The 14,913-nt window shown below is 72.4% G+C and carries 14 protein-coding genes and 1 pseudogene; 9 read left to right on the top strand and 6 right to left on the bottom strand.

Annotation, left to right across the window (positions count from 1 at the left end):
* Nucleotides 1-9: 9 nt before the first annotated feature.
* The 3 genes and pseudogenes from ACH4DZ_RS39860 to cobC all read left to right on the top strand — a co-directional run.
* Nucleotides 10-432: pseudogene (locus ACH4DZ_RS39860) on the top strand (cobalamin biosynthesis protein); the annotation flags it as partial.
* 277 nt (nucleotides 433-709) lie between these two features.
* The gene (locus tag ACH4DZ_RS39855) at nucleotides 710-1,555 is read left to right on the top strand and encodes a sirohydrochlorin chelatase (protein ID WP_398293868.1); all 846 of its coding nucleotides are present in this window, start codon (nucleotides 710-712) and stop codon (nucleotides 1,553-1,555) included.
* Nucleotides 1,545-2,657, top strand: a complete 1,113-nt coding sequence (gene cobC, locus ACH4DZ_RS39850) for an Rv2231c family pyridoxal phosphate-dependent protein CobC (protein WP_398293867.1) — start codon at nucleotides 1,545-1,547, stop codon at nucleotides 2,655-2,657. The genes ACH4DZ_RS39855 and cobC overlap by 11 nt, the downstream gene beginning before the upstream one ends.
* A gap of 328 nt (nucleotides 2,658-2,985) precedes the next feature.
* Here the strand turns inward: cobC and ACH4DZ_RS39845 are convergent, their stop codons facing one another.
* The 5 genes from ACH4DZ_RS39845 to ACH4DZ_RS39825 all read right to left on the bottom strand — a co-directional run bounded on the left by ACH4DZ_RS39845 (nucleotide 2,986) and on the right by ACH4DZ_RS39825 (nucleotide 7,937).
* A complete protein-coding gene (locus ACH4DZ_RS39845; protein ID WP_398293865.1) occupies nucleotides 2,986-3,870 on the bottom strand; it encodes an SCO1860 family LAETG-anchored protein in 885 nt (294 codons plus the stop codon).
* A gap of 305 nt (nucleotides 3,871-4,175) precedes the next feature.
* Entirely contained in the window at nucleotides 4,176-5,276 is a 1,101-nt protein-coding gene (locus ACH4DZ_RS39840) for an amidohydrolase family protein (RefSeq protein ID WP_398293863.1), read from the bottom strand.
* Between the two features lie 170 nt (nucleotides 5,277-5,446).
* The gene (locus ACH4DZ_RS39835) at nucleotides 5,447-6,265 is read right to left on the bottom strand and encodes an amino acid ABC transporter ATP-binding protein (protein WP_398293861.1); all 819 of its coding nucleotides are present in this window, start codon (nucleotides 6,263-6,265) and stop codon (nucleotides 5,447-5,449) included.
* Nucleotides 6,262-7,092, bottom strand: a complete 831-nt coding sequence (locus ACH4DZ_RS39830; RefSeq protein ID WP_398293859.1) for an amino acid ABC transporter permease — start codon at nucleotides 7,090-7,092, stop codon at nucleotides 6,262-6,264. The genes ACH4DZ_RS39835 and ACH4DZ_RS39830 overlap by 4 nt, the downstream gene beginning before the upstream one ends.
* The gene (locus ACH4DZ_RS39825) at nucleotides 7,089-7,937 is read right to left on the bottom strand and encodes an ABC transporter substrate-binding protein (protein ID WP_398293857.1); all 849 of its coding nucleotides are present in this window, start codon (nucleotides 7,935-7,937) and stop codon (nucleotides 7,089-7,091) included. Before ACH4DZ_RS39825 ends, ACH4DZ_RS39830 begins: the two co-directional genes overlap by 4 nt.
* Nucleotides 7,938-8,147: 210 nt before the next feature.
* Between ACH4DZ_RS39825 and ACH4DZ_RS39820 the strand changes: the two genes are divergently transcribed.
* From ACH4DZ_RS39820 to ACH4DZ_RS39800, 5 genes are all read left to right on the top strand, one after another.
* Nucleotides 8,148-9,194, top strand: coding sequence for a pyridoxal-phosphate-dependent aminotransferase family protein (locus tag ACH4DZ_RS39820; protein WP_398294004.1), 1,047 nt, complete (start codon nucleotides 8,148-8,150; stop codon nucleotides 9,192-9,194).
* A 209-nt stretch (nucleotides 9,195-9,403) separates the two neighbouring features.
* Nucleotides 9,404-10,129 carry a DsbA family oxidoreductase gene (locus ACH4DZ_RS39815; RefSeq protein WP_398293855.1) on the top strand — a complete coding sequence of 242 codons (726 nt, stop codon included), beginning with the start codon at nucleotides 9,404-9,406 and terminating at the stop codon, nucleotides 10,127-10,129.
* A gap of 134 nt (nucleotides 10,130-10,263) precedes the next feature.
* A complete protein-coding gene (locus ACH4DZ_RS39810) occupies nucleotides 10,264-11,313 on the top strand; it encodes an aminotransferase class V-fold PLP-dependent enzyme (protein ID WP_398293853.1) in 1,050 nt (349 codons plus the stop codon).
* Nucleotides 11,314-11,367: 54 nt separating this feature from the next.
* A complete protein-coding gene (locus tag ACH4DZ_RS39805) occupies nucleotides 11,368-11,985 on the top strand; it encodes an RNA polymerase sigma factor (protein WP_398293851.1) in 618 nt (205 codons plus the stop codon).
* A 25-nt stretch (nucleotides 11,986-12,010) separates the two neighbouring features.
* Nucleotides 12,011-13,048: a maleylpyruvate isomerase family mycothiol-dependent enzyme gene (locus tag ACH4DZ_RS39800; protein ID WP_398293849.1), complete on the top strand. Its 1,038-nt coding sequence runs from the start codon at nucleotides 12,011-12,013 to the stop codon at nucleotides 13,046-13,048.
* Between the two features lie 32 nt (nucleotides 13,049-13,080).
* Here ACH4DZ_RS39800 and ACH4DZ_RS39795 read toward each other — a convergent pair whose 3' ends face one another.
* Nucleotides 13,081-13,614 carry a MarR family winged helix-turn-helix transcriptional regulator gene (locus ACH4DZ_RS39795; protein ID WP_398293847.1) on the bottom strand — a complete coding sequence of 178 codons (534 nt, stop codon included), beginning with the start codon at nucleotides 13,612-13,614 and terminating at the stop codon, nucleotides 13,081-13,083.
* Between the two features lie 144 nt (nucleotides 13,615-13,758).
* On the opposite strand from ACH4DZ_RS39795, the gene ACH4DZ_RS39790 reads away from it, so the two are divergent.
* A complete protein-coding gene (locus tag ACH4DZ_RS39790; protein WP_398293845.1) occupies nucleotides 13,759-14,820 on the top strand; it encodes an alkene reductase in 1,062 nt (353 codons plus the stop codon).
* Nucleotides 14,821-14,913 lie beyond the last annotated feature (93 nt).

Here is a 14,913-nt window from a genome sequence, read left to right as displayed (position 1 = left end):
CTTCCGGAAAGATCGCCGTCCCTCGTGGTCGGCGTGGGTGCCTCCAGGGGCGTACCGGTCGACGAGATGCTCGGGCTCGTCGAGGACGCCCTGCGGGACGCCGGGCTGTCCGCGCGGTCCGTCGTCGAACTCGCCACCGTCGACACGAAGGCCGACGAGCCCGGGATACTCGGTGCGGCCGAGCGGCTCGGGGTGCCCGTGGTGACGTACGGCGCCGAGGAATTGGCACGGGTCGACGTGCCGAACCCCTCGGACGCGCCGCTCGCCGCCGTCGGTACGCCCTCGGTCGCCGAGGCCGCGGCCCTCGCCCGTGGCGGTGAGCTTCTCGTCCCCAAGCGCACGTCGTCCGCGCGCCCGGCGATGGCGACCTGCGCGGTCGTACGCCGGACCGGGGGCGGGCGGCTCCCGGTGGCCGGGGCCGGTGCGGGGGCCGTTCTCGGGACCGAGGTGGAGCGGGATCGTACGGCCGGGGCCGGAGTGCCCGGGATGAGTGTGGGCGGGACGGCGACCCGCGAGGCCTCCGGTCGTAAGGTGGCGCAGCGCGGCCACCGTCGGCGGGAGGAGCCCCGGTGAGCCGTCACACCCGTCAGGCGCCTCGGGCACGCCGGACACTCGCCGGCTCCGGCCCTGCCCGGAGCCGACGCCCCGCCCTCTCACCCCCGCCCAGCCCCCCAACCCCCCACTCCATGACGTATCCCGAGGAGACCTCGTGACCACCCCCGCCCCAGCCCTGCTCCTCGCAGGCCATGGCACCCGGGACGATGCCGGAGCCGAGGCGTTCCGCGACTTCGTACGGGAGCTGGGCCGGCGCAACCCCGGCCTGCCCGTGGCGGGCGGTTTCATCGGGCTCTCCCCGCCGCCGCTCGGCGACGCGGTGGCCGAGCTGGCCGCGCAGGGGGTGCGCCGGTTCGCCGCGGTCCCGCTGATGCTCGTGTCCGCCGGGTCCGCCGAGGGCGACCTCCCGGCCGCGCTCGCCCGTGAGCAGGCACGGCATCCGGGGACCTCGTACGCGTACGGGCGCCCGCTGGGTCCGCATCCCGCGCTGCTCGCCGTGCTGGAGCGGCGGCTCGACGAGGCGCTCGGCGGGTCGGCGCGCACACCCCAGGACCGGGCCGAGGTGACCGTCCTGCTCGTCGGCCGCGGCTCGGCCGACCCGGAGGCCAACGCGGAGGTGCACAAGGCGGCGCGGCTGCTGTGGGAGGGGCGCGGTTACGCGGGCGTGGAGACGGCGTTCGTGTCGCTGGCCGCGCCGGACGTGCCGTCGGGCCTGGACCGCTGCGTGAGACTCGGCGCGCGGCGGATCGTCGTGCTGCCCTACTTCCTGTTCACCGGCGTGCTCCCGGAGCGGATCCGGCAGCAGAGCGAGGGGTGGGCGGCGGCGCGTCCGGAGGTCGAGGTGGTCCCCGCCGACGTCATCGGGCCGGAGCCCGAACTGCTCGACCTGGTGATGGAGCGCTACCGGGAGACTCAGCCGGGCGACGACGGCCACGGGCACCATGTCCGCGACCACCACCGCGACCACGACCACGACCAGGCTTCCTCCCATGCGCACTGACAGCGACGGGAGAGACGGGCGGCAGGGGCCGGGGCGGAGCCATGATCTGCGGCATCACGGTGACGCCGAGGTGCGCGACGGCGGCTCGGCGCTCGTCGACCTCGCCGTGAACGTCCGTGCCGGTACTCCCCCGGAGTGGCTGCGCGACCGTATCGCCGAGTCGCTGGGCGGGCTGGCCGCCTACCCGGACGGGCGGGCCGCGCGGGCCGCGGTGGCGGCACGGCACGGGCTGCCCGGGGAACGGGTGCTGCTCACGGCCGGGGCCGCCGAGGCCTTCGTGCTGCTCGCCCGTTCGCTGAAGGTCCGTCACCCTGTCGTCGTACACCCGCAGTTCACCGAGCCGGAGGCGGCGCTGCGGGACGCGGGGCACACGGTGAGCCGGGTGCTGCTCCGCCCCGAGGAGGGTTTCCGGCTCGACCCGTCGGCCGTCCCCGAGGACGCGGACCTGGTGGTGATCGGCAACCCGACCAATCCCACGTCCGTGCTCCATCCGGCCGGGCTGATCGCGGAACTCGCCTGTCCTGGGCGGACGTTGGTGGTCGACGAGGCGTTCATGGACGCGGTGCCCGACGAACGGGAGGCGCTCGCGGAGCGGACCGACGTACCGGGGCTCGTGGTGCTGCGCAGTCTTACCAAGACGTGGGGGCTGGCGGGGCTGCGGATCGGGTACGTGCTCGCGGCGCCCGAGACGATCGGCGAGCTCGAACGGGGGCAGCCGCTCTGGCCGGTGTCCACGCCCGCTCTGGCCGCCGCCGAGGCCTGTATGACGCCGGATGCGCTGGCCGAGCAGGCCCGGGCGGCTCTGCGGGTGGCGACGGACCGGGCGCATCTGGTCGCCGGGCTGAAGGAGTTCGCGTCCGACGGGGTACGGGTGGCGGAGCCCGCGGAGGGGCCGTTCGTTCTGGTCTCGCTGCCTGGGGCGGGGGCTGTGCGGGAGCGGTTGCGGCGGCTGGGGTTCGCGGTGCGGCGGGGGGATACGTTCCCTGGACTTGATGAGACCTGGCTGCGGCTGGCGGTGCGTGACCGTCCTACGGTCAACCGGTTCCTCCAGGCCCTGGACCAGGCGATCAGCTTGACCGGCGGTTCGACATCCACGCACTGAGTACGAACCCGCAGCCCGGCGGGGGCCGTTCGCGCCGTTCCCCGCGCCCCTGCAGGGGGCGGGGCCGACGGCCGACCGGAATGGTGCGGGCCGGTGGGGGCTTGTCGCGCCGTTCCCCGCGCCCCTGAAGAGGGCGGGGCTGACCGCCGACCAGAATCGTGCCGGCCGGTGGGGGCTTGTCGCGTTGTTCTCCGTTGGCCTGGAGGTGAGAGATGGGGCGCAGGGCCGTTTTTTGGGGGCGCGGGGAACTGCGCGGGCGGGGCCCGCCGGGCCGCAGCGCGCACTCCGGCCCTAGCCACCCTCCCCCTCAAGGGTGTGGGACCCGGCGTCAGCCGTTGCGACGGCGCGTCAGCGCCACCGTTCCGGCGCCCGCGGCGAGCAGCGCGACCGCCCCCGCCGCGACATACGGCGTCGCCGAACCACCACCGGTCTCCGCGAGCCCGGGCTCCTCGGCGGCGGCAGCCCCCTGCGGCGTCACCCCGGGCACGGACCCCGCGGGGGCCTCACAGGTCGCCTCCGCCAGAGTGACCGTTCCTTCGACCTCCGCCACGTTCAGCTTCAGCGGGTTCACGGACACTGTGAGCCGCAGCGCCGTCGCCGCCGCCGTACGGGACGTGGTCCGGGTCGACGACAGGTCCAGCCGCACCTCACCGACACCTGGCACCTTCACCTCCGTCACCCCACCGGAGGTCACCGCGGTCCGCTTGCCGAGCACCGTCACCGCGCCCAGCGGATTCGCCGAGGCGACCGGCTTCTCCCCCGCCGCGCAGACCGCCTTCGCGGTGACCTGTTCGACCTCGATGAGGGACAGCAGGGGCAGCCCCGGGATGTGCACCTCGGCGTGGGCCAGATGGACCGACCCCTCGGCCTTCTCCGCCGAGACGGTCGCGCTCGCTCTGGCGACCTCCGCGCCGAGCACGGTGAACGGCTGACCGCCGTCGACACCGTCCAGCTTCGCGGTGAGCGTGGACTTCTCGGCGCTCCGCGGCGCCTGTACCTCGTTGAGCGAGACCGCGAGCGGGACGTTCACGGTCTTGTTGAGCAGGGACACGTCGAGTCCGGTACGGAGCACGACGGCCCCCGCCCGGCCGTGGTCGTCGGTCGCGTGGGCCGGACCCGCGCCGGCCAGGACCACGGGACCCGCGGCCAAGGAGACGGCGGCCACGGTGGCGGCCAGCCTGTGTGCGGGCATGCGGAAGACGATGCTGTTCATGGTGGTGGGACCCCCACAGGAGACAGAACTGGAGACGCGACGCCGCCGGACGCTCCGCTCGCAGGGACATGCGGGGAGCGTCCGGCGGCGTCGATGACGGGAATCCTTACGCACGGAGAGTGAACAGTCAGCAAGCTGAGGGGAGTTCACCCATACGTGGACTTTCCGCGCACCTCTTCGATTCACCCTGCACGTACGTTCCTCAAGGCCACCCGGATCACTGAACCCAACTCAACTGGCCGGAAAGCGCCGGAGCACTGGAGGGAGTGCGCGCCGCGCGGACCGGGCCCAGCGGTCACTCTCCGTCAACCGACGATTCGGCCGTCCAGCACCACCCGTCGCGGCGCCGCCAGGACCCGTACGTCCGCCCGCGGATCCTGCTCGTACACGACGAGGTCGGCCGGGGCCCCTTCCTCCAGGCCGGGCTGGCCCAGCCACGCGCGGGCACCCCACGTGGTGGCCGAAAGCGCTTCGAGGGGCGGGATGCCTGCCGTCACCAGCTCGGCGACCTCCCCCGCCACCAGCCCGTGCGGAAGCGTGCCGCCCGCGTCGGTGCCGACGAACACCGGGATCCCGGCGTCGTACGCGGCGCGCACGGTGTCGTAACGGCGCTCGTACAGCCGCCGCATGTGCGCGGACCACCGGGGGAACTTGGTCTCGCCCCCGTCCGCGAGCCGCGGGAACGTGGCGATGTTCACGAGGGTCGGGACGATCGCGACACCGCGCTCGGCGAAGAGCGGGATCGTGTCCTCGGTCAGGCCGGTGGCGTGTTCGACGCAGTCGATGCCCGCCTCCACGAGGTCCCGCAGGGAGTCCTCGGCGAAGCAGTGCGCGGTGACGCGGGCGCCGAGGCGGTGGGCCTCGGCGATCGCCGCCTCGACCGCGTCGCGCGGCCAGCAGGCGCCGAGGTCGCCCGTGCCGCGGTCGATCCAGTCGCCCACCAGTTTCACCCAGCCGTCGCCGCGCCGGGCCTCCCGGGCCACGTACGCGACGAGGTCCGCCGGCTCGATCTCGTGCGCGAAGCCGCGGAGGTAGCGGCGGGTACGGGCGATGTGGCGGCCCGCCCTGATGATCTTCGGCAGGTCGTCGCGGTCGTCGACCCAGCGGGTGTCCGCGGGTGAGCCGGCGTCCCGGATGAGCAGGGTGCCTGCCTCCCGGTCGGCCAGGGCCTGCTTCTCCGACTCGTCGTCGGGGACGGCGCCGTGGGGGCCGAGGCCGACGTGGCAGTGGGCGTCGACCAGTCCTGGCAGGGTCCAGCCCTGGACGGTACGGACGTCCTGGGCGGCCTCGCCCCGGGGGCGGTCGTACGTGACCCTGCCGTCGACGACCCAGAGTTCGTCCCGGGCCTCGTCGGGGGCGACCAGCACCCGGCCCTTCACGTGCAGTACCACCGACTGATCGCTCATGAACGGCAGCCTAGTTCTTCGCCGGTGTATGCCGTCCGCGGCCCCGGTGGGGACCGTTCGCGCAGTTCCCCGCGCCCCTGATGGGGCGCAGCCCCTACCGAGGGGCGCGGGGAACTGCGCGGGCAACCCCCACCGGCCCGCAGGCCGAGGTGGACCCCGGTACCCCGGTCCTACGGCGACTTCCGCGGAGCGTCCTCCACCTCCGCCATCGCCGGGTCCAGCAGGCGGGAGAGGAAGTGGCGGGTCCGCTCGTGGGTCGGGGCGCCGATCACCTGGGCCGGGGGGCCCTGCTCCACGACGACACCGCCGTCCATGAAGACGACCCGGTCGGCGACCTCGCGCGCGAAGGACATCTCGTGCGTGACGACCATCATCGTCATCCCCTCGTCGGCGAGCATCCGCATCACGGCCAGGACGTCCCCGACCAGCTCCGGGTCGAGCGCCGAGGTGGGCTCGTCGAAGAGCATCACCTGGGGGCCCATGGCGAGCGCGCGGGCGATGGCGACGCGCTGCTGCTGGCCGCCGGAGAGCGAGGCGGGGTAGGCCGTCGCCTTCTCGGAGAGCCCGACGCGCCGGAGGTTCTCGGCGGCGACCTTCGCGGCCTCCGCCTTGTCACGGCCCAGCACCCGGCGCTGCGGCAGCGTCAGGTTGTCGGTCACCGTCAGGTGCGGGAAGAGGTTGAACTGCTGGAAGACCATGCCGATCCGGCGGCGTACGGCATCGATGTCGACGTCCGGGTCGGTGATCTCGGTGCCGCCGACGAAGACCTGCCCCCGGGTGGGCTCTTCGAGGAGGTTCACACAGCGCAGCAGGGTCGACTTGCCGGAGCCGGAGGGGCCGATGACGCACACGACCTCACCGGAGCCGACCTCCAGGTCGATCCCCCGCAGCACCTCGTTGTCGCCGAACGACTTGTGCAGACCGCGGACCTGGATCTCCGGCGTGGCGTCGGTGGTGGTGCCGGTGCTGGTGGTGCCGGTGTCACTCACTTGGCCTCCCCGGCCTTCGCCTCAAGACGGCGTACGACGAAACCGAGCGGGATCGTGACCAGCAGATAGCACAGGCCCGCCACCAGGATCGGTGTCGAGTTGGCGGTCTCGCTGGCCAGGTCGCGGCCGAACTTGGACAGTTCGCGCTCCTCCAGGGTGACCCCGAGGAACAGCACCAGCGAGGAGTCCTTGAAGAGGAGGACCAACTCGTTGGTGAGCGGCGGGATCACGATCCGGAACGCCTGCGGGATGACGATGGAGACCATGGCCCGCGCGTGCGAGAAGCCCAGCGAACGGGCCGCCTCCATCTGCCCCTTGGGGACGGCCTGGATGCCCGCGCGGATCGTCTCCGCCATGTACGCGGCGGCCACAAGACCGAGCGCGAGGGCGACCTTCCCGTACGTGCCGCCGGGGATCTCCGTGCCGGGGAACGCCAACGGCACGGCGACGCCCACGAAGATGAAGATCAGCAGGGCGGGCAGCCCTCGGAAGATCTCGATGTAGATGCCGGCCAGCCAGCGGTACGGGCCGACCGAGGAGAGGCGCATCAGGGCGACGACCACGCCGAGGGCGAGGCCGAAGACGAAACCGGACACCGTGTAGAGGACGGTGTTCTTGAGCGCCAGCGTGATGATGTCCGGGAACATCCGCTCGGCCAGGTCGACCTGGGCGAACTGGTTCCGCAGCTGCCCCCAGTCGGCCGTGAGGCCGAGGGCGACCAGCGCGGCGACGAACACCGCGTACTGGACGCCCCGCGACACGGCCCGCTTCTGGCTCCTGGTCGGACCGCGCCTGCGGGGCTGGGTCCTGGTGTCGGTCTCCGTCATGAGGAGGCGGAGGGCGAAGCGGAGGCGGCGGTCTCGTCGTAGGGGCCGATCCACTTCTCGTACAGCTTCTTGTACGTGCCGTCGGCCTTGGCGTCCGCGAGCGCCTTGTTCACGGCTTCGAGGAGCTTGGTGTTGCCCTTCTTCATGGTGAAGCCGTACTCCTCACCGGTGTTGATGTTGTCGGCGACCTCGAAGGAGGCGGCGTTGGCCTTGTCCTTGAGCCAGCCCTGGACGACCGGGTAGTCGATGACGACGGCCTTGACCTGGCCGGTGCGCAGACCGTTGAGGAGGGCGTCGGAGGACTCGAAGGAGACCGGGTCGAGGCCCTTGCTCTTGGCGAACTCCTCGCCGGTGGTCTGCGCCTGCGCGCCGACCTTCTTGCCCTTGAGGTCCGCGAGGGAGGAGATGCCGCTCTTCTTGTCGGCCAGGATCCCCTGGGTGGCCTCGAAGTACGGGTCGGAGAAGTCGACGTTCTTCTTGCGCTCGGCGGTGATCGTCATACCGGCCGCGGCGAGGTCGCACTGGCCGGAGTTGAGGGATCCGCCGGTCTTGAAGTTCTCGAAGGGCTGGTCGAGGATCTCCTGCTTCACGCCCAGGTCCTTGGCGACGAGGTCGACCAGCGACACGTCGAAGCCCTGGACCTTGCCGTCGATCTCCGACTGGAACGGCGGGTACGGCAGGTGCGTGCAGGTGGTGAGCTGGCCGCCCTTGACCAGCTCGACGCCGTTCGCGGTGGTCTTCTTGCCCCCGTCGTCGTCCGAGGAGCAGCCGGACACGAGCAGCAGCCCGGCCGTCGCGGTGGTGGCGGCCAGAATGCGGGTTCGGCGCCCGGGGACCATCTTCACGGGGGAGACCTCCTGTGGGGAAACTGTGACTGCTGATTATAAGGATTGGTTTGAGGCGCTCAAACCAATCCCATGGCCTTGGGGCTGTCCGGCCTCAGAAGTCGTCGGTGGGCGACCGCTGGGACGGCGGTTACGCTCGTTGCTGCCTACCCCGTCAGTGACGAGAGCAACGTGAGCGTCGAGAGCAACGTGAGTGAAGAGAGCAACGCCGTGACCCACCCTTTCCTGGACCTGGCGCCGCTGAGCGCCGCGCGTTTCGCGGCGATCGAGGACCGCGTGGCGCGGCTGCTCTCCACCGAGCAGGACGTCGTGATCATGCAGGGCGAGGCGCTGCTTCCGCTGGAAGGGGCGATTCGCGGCGCGGCCGGTCCCGGTACGACGGCCCTCAACGTGATCACCGGCCCGTACGGGCAGACGTTCGGCGACTGGCTCCGGGACTGCGGCGCGACCGTGTACGACCTGGCCGTCCCCTTCCACACGGCGGTCACGGCCGACCAGATCCGCGACGCTCTCGCCGAGCACCCGCAGATCGACTTCGTCTCCCTGGTGCACGCGGAGGCGGCCACCGGGAACACCAATCCGGTCGCGGAGATCGGCGAGGTCGTACGGGCGCACGGTGCCCTCTTCTATCTGGACGCGGTCGCCTCGGTCGGTGCCGAGCCGGTGCTGCCGGACGCGTGGGGCGTGGACCTGTGTGTGATCGGGGCGCAGAAGGCGATGGGCGGGCCCGCGGGGGTCTCGGCGGTGTCGGTGAGCGAGCGGGCGTGGGCGCGGATGGCCGCGAACCCGGACGCACCGCGGCGGTCGTACCTCTCCCTCCTGGACTGGAAGGAGCGGTGGGTCGACGCCGGGCGCAAGGTTCTTCTCCATGCTCCGGCGCAGCTGGAGATGCTGGCGCTGGAGGCGTGTGTGGACCGCATCGGGACGGAGGGGCTGGATGCGGTGATGGCGCGGCACGCGGCGGCTGCGGCGGCGACCCGGGCGGGGGTGCTCGCGCTGGGCGGGGGGCTTGAGCCGTACGTGTACGCGGCGTCCGACGCGGCTCCGGTCGCCACGACGGTGCGGACCCCTGCCGGGGTGGATGCCTCGGAGCTGGTTCGCGCCGCGTTGGCTGTCGATCCCTCGCTTCCGCTGGCCGCGGGTGGGGGTGCGCTGGCGTCGTCGATGATCCGGGTCAACCACTACGGGCCCGCGGCCGACCCTGCCGTGGTCCGACGCTGCCTCGAAGCGCTGGGCGCTGCGCTGGCAGCCGCCTAGCCGCCGATGTCGCCTGCGGGCCTGGTGGGGGCGGGCCGCGCAGTTCCCCGCGCCCCTGAAGGGGCAAAAGCAGGGGCGCAGCCCCGCTTTTGAGGGGCGCGGGGAACTGCGCGAACGGCCCCCACCGGACCCGCAGGGAATACGCAACGCTTCTTGAACGTTCACGCACCAGCGGAGCTGATCGGTCGAGATGAGGGAGAGCCCAAGACATGCGCGTCGAGATCTGGAGCGACATCGCCTGCCCATGGTGCTACGTGGGCAAAGCCCGCTTCGAGAAGGCCCTCCAGACCTTCCCGCACCGCGACGCCGTCGAGGTCGTACACCGCTCCTTCGAGCTCGACCCGCACCGCGCCAAGAACGACATCCAGCCCGTCATCCCGATGCTCACCAAGAAGTACGGCATGAGCGAGGCCCAGGCCCAGGCCGGCGAGGAGAACCTCGGCACCCAGGCCGCCGCCGAGGGCCTCGCGTACCGCACGAAGGACCGCGACCACGGCAGCACCTTCGACATGCACCGGCTGCTGCACCTGGCCAAGGAGCGGGGCCGCCAGGACGAGCTGATCCAGAACCTCTACAAGGCGAACTTCGCCGAGGAGCGTTCCGTCTTCGGCGACGACGAGCGGCTCGTGGAGCTGGCGGTCGACGCCGGGCTCGACGCGGACGAGGCCCGCAAGGTGCTCGCCGACCCGGCCGCGTACGCCGACGAGGTCCGTACCGACGAGCGCGAGGCCGCCGAGCTGGGTGCGAACGGCGTGCCGTTCTTCGTCCTGGACCGCAAGTACGGCGTCTCCGGCGCCCAGCCCGCCGAGGTCTTCGCGCAGGCACTGGAGCAGGCGTGGGCGAGTCACTCACCGATCAAGCTGATCCAGCCGGACAGCCGGGGCGACGCCAAGGCGTGCGGTCCGGACGGCTGCGTGGCCCCCCAGCAGCACTGACCCGCGCCTCCTGCCCCTGCTCCGGGCCTCTACCGCTGACCTGGTCCTCTGACCTGGACATATAAGCGTCCCTTAGCGGAACCACTTAAAAGAACGCAATGGACGGGGAGTTCTCCGCGCCGCAGAGTGGTGCCATGGAGACCTTCGAGAGCCTCGTCCGAGCCGAGTTCACCCCGAAGAACACCTACCTCAACACCGCCAGCACGGGGCTGCTCCCGGCCCGCGCGGTGGCGGCCATGCGGGCCGGTGTCGAGTCCGTGGCGGACGGCCTGCCGCAGGACATGTTCGCCGACGTGGAGGCGGCCCGTGCCTCCTTCGCGCGGCTCGTCGGAGTCCCGGACAGCCGGGTCGCGGCCGGGGCCTCGGTCGCCGTCTACACCGGACTGATCGCCGCCTCGCTGCCCGAGGGCGCCGAAGTCCTCACCGCCGAGGGCGACTTCACCTCCGTGGTGAACCCCTTCCATGTGCGCCGGGGCCTCAAGGTGCGCACGGTGCCGCTGGAGCGGATCGCCGAGTCGGTGCGCCCCGGCACCGCGCTCGTCGCGGTGAGCGCCGCGCAGTCCGCGGACGGCCGGATCGCGGACCTGCCGGCGCTGCGCGAGGCCGCCCGCGCACACGGCGCCCGTACGTACGTCGACGCGTCCCAGGCCGCCGGATGGCTGTCGGTCGACGCGGACGCGTACGACTATGTCTCCTCCGTCGCCTTCAAGTGGCTCGTCTGTCCGCGGGGCGTGGCCTTCCTCGTCGTTCCGGAGGACTTCGGGGGGCTCGATCCGGTCTTCGCGGGCTGGGTGGCGGGAGAGAACCCCTGGGACAGATGCTACGGGCCGGTCGAGGAACTGGCCCACTCCGCGCGGCGGTTCGACGAGAGCCCCAGCCTCTTCTCGTACGCCGGAGCCCGCCACTCCCTCGAACTGGTCGAGGAGCTGGGCGTGGAGGCCGTACGCGCCCATGACCTCGCCCTCGCCGACCGTTTCCGGGCGGGCCTCGCCGCACTGGGACACGAGCCGGTCCCGGCACCGGGGTCGGCGATCGTCTCCGTGCCCGGACTCGGTCACCGGCAGCCTCAGCTGAGCCGGGCGGGGATCGAGGTCTCCGACCGCGCGGGCAACCTGAGGGCCGCCTTCCACCTGTACAACGCGCCCGCGGATGTCGACCGACTGCTGGACGTCCTGTCCGGATGACGGCGCGCCCCTCTGGCGCCCGGCCCACGAGAACGCTAGGAAGGGCACCACGAGGTGGTGGTGCCGGTGGAGCCAACTCTCCACACGTCCGAACGGCCGTCCCCGGATGCGGAGTTGCACCGGCGGCTGGTGTACGGCGACGAGACCGCGCTGGCCGAGGCGTACGCGGCGTACGGCGGCCTGGTGCGGCACGTCGCGGTCCGGGTCACACGCAGCGCGGCAGCCGCCGAGGACGTGGCGCAGGAGGTCTTCGCCCAGCTGTGGAGCAGGCCGTACGCGTTCGACCCGGGCCGGGGTTCGATGCGCACCTGGCTGTCCCTGCTCGCGCACCGGCGGGCCGTGGACTGGGTGCGCAGCGAGGCCAGGCACCGTAAGGACGTCCGGGCGGACGACGCGGCGCTGCACTCCATCCCGGACACCGGACCGGGGCCCGACGAGGCGATCGTCGAACGCGAACGCTCGCTCCTGCTGCACTCCGCGCTCGCCGAACTCCCCGAGCCCCAGCGGCAGGTGGTGCACCTCGCCTATTTCGCGGGCCGCACCTACCGCCAGGCGGCCGTCGAGCTCGGTATCCCGGAGGGCACCGCCAAGACCCGATTACGGTCCGCGTTGCGCAAGCTGGCCGTGTCGTTGGGCGACCCGTCGGATCCGGCGTGGGAAAGGGGCGCATGATGGCGACAGGGAAAGGAGGCCTCCGGTGAGCGACGACCACGACGGCGTGCCCGAACTGCTGGCCGCCTGGGCCTTCGGAGCCCTGCGGCCCGCGGACGAGAGGGCCGTGCCGCCGCATCTGGCCGGATGCGAGAGCTGTGCCGCGGAGGCGGAGCGCCTCCGTGAGACGGTACGGCTGCTGGACGGGCCACCGGGAATGCCGGAGCAGGCCGCCGTGGGCAACGGCTCCGCCATGCCGGCCGGCCTCCTCGCCGCCGCTCTGCGGGCGCGGCCCACCGCGCCGCGCGTCGCCGAACACGCGGCCCCGTACGCGGCAGCGGTCACCGGGCTCGCCACGCTGCTGCGCGAGGTGGACGGCCGCCGGCCGTGGGGCACTCCCGTCGTGCACGACTGGGATGTGCGGGACACGGTCGGCCATCTGATCGCCGCCGACGAGGAGTTGGCCCGGTTCCTCGGTGTGGCGGCGCACGCGCCGGCCTCGCGGAGCACGGAGGAGATGCCGTGGGAGGAGGCCTGGGAGGCCAGGACCGCCGACACGATCGCGTACGAGCGGACGCGCTCCCCCGAGGAGACGGTGGCCGCGTGGTCAGCGCAGAGCTCGGCGCTGCTGGCGACGCCCGAGGCCCGGGATCCCGAACGGGCCTCGCACGCCACGACGATGCTGGGCGTACGGCTGCCCGTGGCCGACCATTTCCTGGGGCGCGCCTTCGAGACCTGGATCCACACGGTGGACATCGGGCGCGCGCTCGGGCTCGCCGTGCCGCCGCCCGTCGAGGCCCATCTGGGGCAGATGGTCCGGCTGGCCGTCCGGATGCTCGGTCTGGCGCTGGGGCCCGCGGCGCCGCCGGTGCTGTTCGCCGTGACGGGCGTCGCGGGTGACCCCCGGTGGGTGCTCGGCTCCGAGGGCGAGCCGGTCCGGGCCGAACTCGCCCTGCGGGCCGTGGACTTCTGCCTGCTGGTGGGAGGCCGGCACACACCCGCCTCGGTACCCCGCGCGGTGGTGGGCGACGAGGACGCCGTACGCGACGTGCTGGAACGGGCGGCTTCACTGGCCTGGCTCTAGCCTCGCCGTCGGTGCCGGATCGGCGCCGGGGCTCAGGGCCTGTCGGCGCTGTCCGGTCCGGCCGGGCAGTCGGTCGTCTCCGTGCACAGGTTCGCCTCGACGCGCGCGAGGAGTCGGGCGAGCTGTGCGCGCTCGTCGGGGCTCAGCCCGGCGAGGGTGTGCTCCTCCAGGCTGGTCCACGCCTGGGTGACCTCGTCGTGCAGACCGCAGCTGTCCTCCGTCGCCTCGACGAGGACCGCGCGGCCGTCCCGGGGATCGGGCCGGCGGCGGACGTGTCCCGCCAGCTCCAGCCGCTGGAGCATCTTCGTGACCGTCGACGGATCGAGTTCGACCGCCTTGATCAGCTCCGACTGACGCACCGCGCCCGCGCTCCACAGGTGCATCATCACGAACTCCTGGCCGGGGTAGAGCCCGGCCCCGCGCAGCAGCCTGCCCGCCGCGGCCCGGTGCATCCGGGCCACCCTGGAGATGGCGTAGCTGACCTGACCGCCGCACGCCGCGGAGGGCGTCTCCTCGACACAGGCGGGGTCGGCCTGAGAGGCCGCGACCTCGTGGGTGGCACTCATCCTGGCTCCTGGTTCCGCGCACGTTCGTGACGGCCAGCTTTTCACGGACATTAACTTGGTCGACCAAGGAATGGTTTACGGTGGCCCCTTGTTCCAATCATTGGCCGACCACATACATTCCCCGCACCCTCCCCAGGAGCAGCCGTGACCACCGCATACGACCCGATCGACCTGTCCGGCACACCGCTCGCCAACCGCATCGTCATGGCACCGATGACCCGCAGCCGGGCCGGCGAGGGCGGAGCGCCGACCGACATCGGCGTCGAGTACTACGCCCAGCGGGCCTCCGCGGGCCTGATCGTCACCGAGGGCGTCCAGCCGTCCGCGGTGGGCCAAGGCTACCCGGACACCCCGGGGCTGCACAGTGCCGAGCAGATCGCGGCCTGGCGCAAGGTGACCGACGCGGTGCACGCCGCGGGCGGGCGGATCTTCGCACAGCTCATGCACGCGGGCCGGATCGGCCACCCCAGCCTGCTGCCCGACGGGCTCGTCAATGTCGGCCCCTCGCCCGTACGGGCCGAGGGGCAGGTCTACACCCACGAGGGCCCCCTCGACTTCGTCACCCCGCACGAGCTGACCGGCGACGAGGTACGCGCCACCATCGGCGAGTTCGTGAGCGCCGCCCGGGGCGCGGTCGAGGCCGGCTTCGACGGGGTCGAACTGCACGGCGCCAACGGCTATCTGATCCACCAGTTCCTCGCCCCCGGCTCCAACCTGCGCACCGACGAGTGGGGCGGCCCGGTCGAGAACCGCATCCGGTTCGCGGTCGAGACCGTCAAGGCCGTCGCCGCGGAGATCGGCGCCGGGCGCACGGGCATCCGCCTCTCCCCCGGCAACCCGTACAACGGCATCCAGGAGCCCGAGCCGGAGGCGGCGTACACCGCGCTGGTGGACGCGCTGGAGCCGCTGGGTCTGGCCTATCTGCACATCACCGAGGTGGGCGAGATCCGCGAGCTGACCCTCGCGCTGCGCAAGCGGTTCAGCGGTGCGTTCATCCTCAACCCGGCGACCGAGGGGCCGACCGGGCCCGAGTCGCTGACGCTCGTCGAGGACGGCGTCGCCGATCTGGTCGCCTACGGTCAGCTGTTCCTCGCCAATCCCGACCTGCCCGCCCGGCTGAAGGCCGGCGGCCCCTTCAACGAGGGCGACCCGGCGACGTTCTTCGGCGGGGACGCGAAGGGCTACACGGACTACCCGGCGCTCTGAACCAGGACGCGCCGCAAGGCGGTTGGCCCGGTGTCCGACTCGCGCGAGTCGGACACCGGGCCAATCACCTTCAGGCGTACGTCACTTCACGGA

The sequence above is a fragment of the Streptomyces sp. NPDC017991 genome (assembly GCF_044328075.1).
GTDB lineage: Bacteria > Actinomycetota > Actinomycetes > Streptomycetales > Streptomycetaceae > Streptomyces.
The sequence above is the reverse complement of the archived record's forward strand: the minus strand, read 5'-3'. Positions and strand labels throughout refer to the sequence as shown.

Bases quoted from the DNA above. Each gene is read 5' to 3' on its own strand.
- cobC (WP_398293867.1), top strand. From the start codon at position 1,545: ATGCGCACTGACAGCGACGGGAGAGACGGGCGGCAGGGGCCGGGGCGG.
- ACH4DZ_RS39845 (WP_398293865.1), bottom strand. From the start codon at position 3,870: ATGAACAGCATCGTCTTCCGCATGCCCGCACACAGGCTGGCCGCCACC.
- ACH4DZ_RS39840 (WP_398293863.1), bottom strand. From the start codon at position 5,276: ATGAGCGATCAGTCGGTGGTACTGCACGTGAAGGGCCGGGTGCTGGTC.
- ACH4DZ_RS39830 (WP_398293859.1), bottom strand. From the start codon at position 7,092: ATGACGGAGACCGACACCAGGACCCAGCCCCGCAGGCGCGGTCCGACC.
- ACH4DZ_RS39815 (WP_398293855.1), top strand. From the start codon at position 9,404: ATGCGCGTCGAGATCTGGAGCGACATCGCCTGCCCATGGTGCTACGTG.
- ACH4DZ_RS39810 (WP_398293853.1), top strand. From the start codon at position 10,264: ATGGAGACCTTCGAGAGCCTCGTCCGAGCCGAGTTCACCCCGAAGAAC.
- ACH4DZ_RS39795 (WP_398293847.1), bottom strand. From the start codon at position 13,614: ATGAGTGCCACCCACGAGGTCGCGGCCTCTCAGGCCGACCCCGCCTGT.